Source organism: Mesobacillus sp. (genome assembly GCF_047739415.1).
Lineage (GTDB): Bacteria > Bacillota > Bacilli > Bacillales > Cytobacillaceae > Mesobacillus.
In genome coordinates, this window is sequence record NZ_JBIQOE010000134.1 from 1 (window position 1) to 6,464 (window position 6,464).

A 6,464-nucleotide genomic window follows, 5' to 3' on the forward strand; every position below is an offset into this window, starting at 1 on the left:
TTATATAGTCTGTCAAAATTTAGAACGCTGACTTTAGCTGCCATCTCCTGAACCTTGTTAGCTGGCAATGGAATAAGGTTTGGATAACTATACATGAAACTTACCCATTGTCGATCGGCCACTATTTGAATAATATCACCAGTAAGAAGTACCCCTTGCTTGTTCACATCATTTTCCCAGTGTAAATCACTTCCTCCCTTAAAGTGACCACCCAAACGATACAATGTTACACCCGCATCAAGCTCCAGAGAATCACCAGACCAGAATATGATCCTGTCACTCGGCCTTGTCACCCACTGACGATCGTTTTCGTGGATATAAATGCTTGCTCCGAATCGTTCAGCCCATTCAACCTGTGTCGAATAATAATGCGGATGGGATAATGCGATGGTATCGATTCCTCCTAGAGAATGTATTTCATCTTCTGTTTTTTCGTCCAGGTAGGTGATGCAGTCCCATAACAAGTTGAACCCTTCATTCCGAACTAAATAGGCTGTCTGCCCAATAGCAAACGAAGGAGTAGTGGTAAGGCTGTAGAGTCCCTCCTCTTCTTGGACAATGGTATTTTTATATTTCCCTGAATCTACAAGCTTTTGAAGCGTTGTCCATGACTGTCCATCCGGATGGATGTACTGTCTTTCATCAGCGCAAATCAAGCAGGTTTCAGGAGCATGAGCAGAATTGGGATATTGGACACCGCAAGTATTACATATATAATGGTTCATCTTGAACACCTTCCTATGTTTTTTCTTATCTTTATTATAAGAAAACCGATAAGCGATTTCTTCGGAAGGATGGTGTAACCTATCTACAACTTTGGGCTGAGATTTTTATATTTCCTTATCGAGAAGCATAGGGACGTACTTTATGCGCCCAAAATTAATCATTTAAAAAGAAGCACAGGGCAAAAACTTCCCCATGCTTCCTAAAGCTTCCTTATCCTTCCTATTGGATGCCAAATGTCTTTATCAGCCTCTCAACCTCATCCCTAGACGGCAATGCAGAAATAGCACCTCTCTTGGTGGTCGTCAGTGCTCCACTCGCATTGGAAAACCTCAGAATTTCTGCGTGTTGGTCATGCAAAAACTGTATCAGGTTTTCTGATGTCGCCCCGAGTTCAAGCAGTTTATACAGGAAGCCCCCGATGAAGGCGTCTCCTGCGCCGGTGGTGTCTTCAACTTTAACCGTAAATCCGTTTGATCCATATTTTTCTTTTCCGACATACAGGTCGGCTCCTTTGGCTCCTTTGGTGAAAACGACTGCCTGAACATCGCCCTGGAATAAGGATTGGATCGCTTCTAGCTCATCATGGATGCCTGTTATGAACTCGAGCTCTTCATCGGAAATCTTCACGATATGGGCACTTGGGAGGAACTCAAGAATCGCACTGCGGCAAGCTTCTGCGCTGTCCCAGAGCGGCAGCCTGACATTTGGATCAAAGCTAATGATTCCGCCCTGCTCCTTCATGCAGTTAATTGCTTTCCGGTGTGTTTGCTTCATCGGACTCTCGACAAGATCGACTGAGCAAAAATGAAGGATATCGCCTCTTCCAAATGGAGAGGCATCAAGTTCTATTTCTTCCAGCAGCAAGTCTGCAGATGGCTTGCGATAAAAGGAGAAATCGCGTTCGCCATCTTCTCTAAGGGAAACGAAGGCAAGCCCGGTATTGGCTTGCTTCGTCCTGATAATCATGTCCGTCCTGACGCCAGCCTTCTCCAATTGTTCGATCAAAAAGTCGCCAAAAGCATCCTCACCTACCTTCGTGATCATCGAAGCACTCTGGCCATACCTGGCTACCGCGGCCGACACATTCGCCGGTGCACCACCAGGCATCCGCTCAAAGGTCACGACATCCTTCAGTGCCTTTCCTTTTTGCTGCGGTATGAAATCTATTAAAACCTCACCGATTGAATACAGCATGCCCATTGGTTTCACTTCCTTTTCCCATCTTAGCTTGATAATCCCATTTTACCGCCTCGAAATTGGCACTTCCCTCTTTTGCGAAAAAGCGTATCCCATCGCTGCCCTCTCCAGGAAAAATTCGGCATGTGAAGACTTCTTCCCCGTCGTTTACAAACAGCTCGACAGAGGAAACATCCACAAACAGATGGAACTTGATCTTGCCTAGTTCTACCTTGCATTTGCGAGTTGCACCATACTTCTCGGCAAAAGCTTCACCAGATTCACTTCGATCTACCACCACTTTTTGCGCTGTGGCATCATAGGAAATCACTGTTCTCTCGTTCTCACCCGTCCTGATTTCCAACCCAAACTCAGCAGCATCGACATTATCAAACTCACTAATCATTTCATACGTAACTCCATTAAATCCTTCAAACGTCCGTGTCTCATCCCTCAGGAGACCCGCTGCCTTTTCTTCCTTCCCGCGCAAAATCGTTAGCTCGTTAACCGGCTTCTGAATCAGTTTACTTCCTTTGACAGTCAGCTCGCGCGGAATCGTCAAGCAATGAGCCCAGCCATGTGCATCCGTAGGATACTCGATCTCCGGCAAACCCATCCAGCCGACGAGAATCCGTCTTCCGGAAGGATCAATCATCGTTTGCGGAGCATAAAAATCAAAGCCCCGGTCAAGCTCAGCGAATCCTTCATGCTCGAAAAATCTATCTTCCAGATTCAACGGCTCTCCCAGGAGATAGCCTGATTGATAAATATTTTGATAGGAATCACGCTGTGGATCAATTCCTTGCGGAGAAAAAACAAGCACTCCGTGTCCATCCTGCTCAAAATAATCCGGGCATTCCCACATATACCCGAACGAATCCAGATTCGTTTTTAACTCTCCTTCAAACTGCCAATTAGTGAGATCAGCTGAACTGTATAAAACGACACAGCCTGTTTCATCTGTCCTTTGCGCGCCGATGACTGACCAGAAGCGGTCGCCTTCCTTCCAGACCTTAGGATCACGGAAATGATCGGTATATCCTTCAGGCACTTCTTCAATGGCTGGCTTCATTTTTGAAATAGCTCCATCCTTCCCCATCACGGCAAGGGCCTGATATGGATGGCGGACCCATTTTTCATCACGCGTGTTCCCTGTATACATTAAATACAACTTTTCGTCATGTTCGATTGCACTGCCAGAATAAGCTCCATGGCTGTCAAAATAGTCTCCAGGCGTGATGCCAACTCCGACATTCTCCCAATGGACAAGGTCCTCAGACTTTGTATGATACCAATATTTCAAGCCATGTACGGGACCGAGCGGAAACCATTGATAAAACAAATGATATTCCCCATTAAAATAAGAAAATCCATTAGGGTCATTTAGTAGCCCCGTTTCCGGCTGGATATGGAAGCTTTGGCGCCACGGACTTGCATCCACTTTATTTTTCAATAGTTTCAGATCTTCCTGGCTTACATCTTCCAGCTTGGTATATCTTCTTTCTTTCGTCCAATCCATGCTGTTCTTCCTCCTGAATGAAAATGATAAAGGAGAATCATCCGATTCCCCCTCATCAGTTTTTTTATACTGTAACGTTTTCGAACCGCCGTTGGTCACCCTTTTAGGTTACAACGTTATTCCGAATTGCCATTGTTTGCATTTTTTTATGCTGCAGCGTCTTTCGCCCCGCTGTTAATCATCTTCTTTTGGTCCCTTTTGGCAAGTACGATCGTGACCACGAATGCCACTGCAAACGCAATCCCCATGCCAATGATATATGGCACGATTGAGGCTGGACTGATAGAAATGATTCCTGGCAATCCAGCTGCACCTAGAGCGACAGCTTTTACCTTGAACAAGGTGACAAAGGCCGACCCGACAGCTGCTCCAGTGATCGCCCCGATAAATGGATATCTTAGCTTCAGGTTAATACCGAACATCGCAGGCTCCGTAATTCCGAGTAAAGCTGAGATTCCTGCTGCTGAAGCTGTTCCTTTAAGCTTTTTATCGCGCGTGACAGTTAGAACGCCCAAAGTCGCTGCTCCCTGCGCCACATTGGACATGGCAGCAATGACAAATATGAACGAACCGCCCGTTTTAGCCATATCGGCCAATAATTGTGTCTCCACTGCAATGAAGCTGTGGTGCATACCCGTAATAACGATTGGCGCATAAGCGAGGCCAAATAGTGCACCGCCGATGAAGCCCGTCGTATCATACAGCCAGATCATGCCGTCAGAAAGCAGATTCCCCGCTGCACGGGTAACCGGTCCAACCGCCGTGAATGTTAAAATACCCGTTATAAAAATGGTCAATAATGGTGTAAGAAGATTATCCAGGGCAGATGGTACCACTCTTCGTAAAAAATTCTCTGTTTTTGCCAGAATAAAAGATGCAACTAATACAGGAAGAACGGTCCCTTGATAACCAATTTTTTCAATCTCAAATCCGAAAATCTTCCACACCGGAATCTCGCCATTGACTAATGCGCCACCATAGCCCCAGCCATTCAATAGATCCGGATGGACCATAAGCATTCCCAGTGCCGCTCCAAGATAAGCATTTCCCCCGAAGCGCTGTGCTGCCGAGAAACCAATCAAAACCGGCAGGAACACGAATGCCGCATTTGCAAATGTATTGATCAGGGCCGCCAGATCGGCCATTTCGGGATAAGCCTCAATAAGCGACATTCCAGCGATGAATAAATCCTTTGCTGTCAGTAGATTATTTATTCCCATCAGCAAACCGCCGGCCACGATCGCCGGGATGATTGGCACGAAAATATCTGACAACATCTTCACAAAGCGCTGAAGTGGATTGAGTTTCTTCGCACTCGCATCCTTCACGTCCTTAGTGGACATTTCCGATAATCCAGTCAGCTCCGTCAGTTCTTTATATACCTTATTCACAATCCCCGAACCGAGGATGATCTGAAATTGGCCCCCAGTCGAAAAGGTTCCTTTAACCGCTTCCATTTCATCAAGTTTTTTCTGGTCCACGATGGACTCATCATTCAATACCAGACGCAAGCGGGTTGCACAATGCGCTGCGGCTGACACATTTTCTTTTCCTCCGAGGGCAGTCAGTATTTCTTCGGCTACTTCAAAGTAGTTCATTGCAAATCCTCCCTTAATTGGTATTACCGGCTCATTTGGAACCGGTTCCAAACTGCGGTAAAGTAAAACCGGTTCGATTACGGAACCGGTTCCATTAATTTAATTTTATTATAGCAAGCTAACTCAAAATGTCAACGCTTTCTCGCTCAATTATTTTAAAATCGGAAACACTCAACATCTGAATTTCCTCCTCATTCACGAGTTGGACGATTTTATCTGCAGCCATTCCCCCGGCTTCCTTGTAAAAGAATTGCACCGTGGTAAGTCCAGGATTCAGCATCTCCGTGATCTCATACCCTCCAAATCCAGTTATCGAGAGATCCTCTGGAACCTTCAGCCCCTTTGAATAGGCAGCTTTCAAGGCGCCGATCGCTATATTATCGGTTGCACAAACAATTGCAGTAGGACCAAATCCCTCTAAAATAGAAGGAACCTTCTCTAACGCATCACCGATTTTAAAGCTCGTCTCGTAATAACGGACCCTAATCTCTTCAGCTTCTTCTATCGCCTCGGCAAAGCCTTGTTTCCTTTTGACCCCTACTGCAATATCTTCTTCCGAGACACCTAGATAAGCGATCCGCTTATGCCCTTTTTGTGCCATGAACCGGCCAATTGCCTTCCCCGCCTCAAAATCATTGTGAATCAGGCTGTAGACCTGTTCATGCTGCTGCCCGACAAGTAGAACCGGAATGCCGATTTCCTGAATCGTTTGCAGGTGCCGCTCCGTCAACTTTGTCGCAAGCAAAATGATTCCCGCAACTTTTTGCTTCGCCAAACTGTACAGACTCTCAATTTCCCGGTTCAAATCCTGGCTTGTATTGGATACGAACATTTGATAATTCAGTTCCCGCAGCTTCTCATCAATCCCAATCAATGTCTTCGAAGTAGCATAAGAATCAAGACGAGGAACGACCGTACCAATGATATTCGTCTTCTTCGCCTTTAGACTCTGAGCAAAAGTATTAGGAGAATATCCCGTCTCCCCAATCACTCGCTCAATCTTCCTCATCGTCTGCTCGCCGACAGAACCCCCATTCAAATAACGGGAAACCGTACTCTTCGCCACACCTGCCAAACGAGCGATATCCGCAATTGTTGTCATTACACCCACTCCAAAAAGCCCGGTACCACTTGCCCAGACAATGTTTTTTTCATTATAACACGGGTACGCTTCTTCTGATTTATAGAATAAACTCGAGAGAGGGAACGGAATCCCTGCGTTTCTGTTCCCTCGCCTCTCATTCTGGTTGCGAATTTCAAGAAGTGCTGGTTGGCCCAAGTCAAGGGCTTGTCACCCTGATCAGTCTTGTTTTAGTCCATGGGCTCAAGTCAAAAATGAAGCATAGGGACGTACCTTATGCTCCCAAAATTAAGCAGTTGATAGAGTACTGAGTACGCCCCCTACTCTCCCCTAAGTCCCAAAAGTTCTATTAAAGATTTTTAGT

The 6,464-nt window shown here is 45.9% G+C and carries 5 protein-coding genes; all 5 read right to left on the bottom strand.

Annotation, left to right across the window (positions count from 1 at the left end; translation table 11 throughout):
* Positions 1–725, bottom strand: a 725-nt coding sequence (locus tag ACH0QE_RS10630) for an MBL fold metallo-hydrolase (RefSeq protein ID WP_415800654.1), incomplete at its 3' end; no start/stop codon positions are given.
* 220 nt (positions 726–945) lie between these two features.
* Complete coding sequence (locus ACH0QE_RS10635) at positions 946–1,926, bottom strand: carbohydrate kinase family protein (RefSeq protein WP_415800655.1); 981 nt, start codon at positions 1,924–1,926, stop codon at positions 946–948.
* Complete coding sequence (locus ACH0QE_RS10640; protein ID WP_415800656.1) at positions 1,901–3,421, bottom strand: sucrose-6-phosphate hydrolase; 1,521 nt, start codon at positions 3,419–3,421, stop codon at positions 1,901–1,903. Before ACH0QE_RS10640 ends, ACH0QE_RS10635 begins: the two co-directional genes overlap by 26 nt.
* A gap of 146 nt (positions 3,422–3,567) precedes the next feature.
* The gene (locus ACH0QE_RS10645) at positions 3,568–5,019 is read right to left on the bottom strand and encodes a sucrose-specific PTS transporter subunit IIBC (RefSeq protein ID WP_415800657.1); all 1,452 of its coding nucleotides are present in this window, start codon (positions 5,017–5,019) and stop codon (positions 3,568–3,570) included.
* Positions 5,020–5,137: 118 nt separating this feature from the next.
* The gene (locus ACH0QE_RS10650; RefSeq protein WP_415800658.1) at positions 5,138–6,121 is read right to left on the bottom strand and encodes a LacI family DNA-binding transcriptional regulator; all 984 of its coding nucleotides are present in this window, start codon (positions 6,119–6,121) and stop codon (positions 5,138–5,140) included.
* Positions 6,122–6,464: the final 343 nt, after the last annotated feature.